General features: G+C 43.8%; 1 protein-coding gene. It reads right to left on the bottom strand.

All coding sequences use genetic code 11. The features are described from left to right. Positions 1–140: RepB family plasmid replication initiator protein (locus H131_RS26270; protein WP_329600460.1), on the bottom strand; the 140-nt coding region annotated here is incomplete at its 3' end. Positions 141–219 lie beyond the last annotated feature (79 nt).

The following is a 219-nucleotide window of genomic DNA, read 5'->3' as shown; positions in this document are numbered from 1 at the left end:
GAAGACGGCATACGAGATTGACACAGGGATTCGTATAAACGCATGGCATACGGATTGGTGATTTCTTTTGTTTCACTAAGCCGAAACTGCGTAAACCGGTTCTGTAACCCGATAAAGAAGGGAATGAGATATGGGTTGATATGTACACTGTAAAGCCCTCTGGATGGACTGTGCGCACGTTTGATAAACCAAGGAAAAGATTCATAGCCTTTTTCCTCG

The sequence above is a fragment of the Lysinibacillus sphaericus OT4b.31 genome (genome assembly GCF_000392615.1).
Classification (GTDB): domain Bacteria; phylum Bacillota; class Bacilli; order Bacillales_A; family Planococcaceae; genus Lysinibacillus; species Lysinibacillus sphaericus_B.
This window is presented reverse-complemented; position numbering and strand designations above follow the sequence as displayed.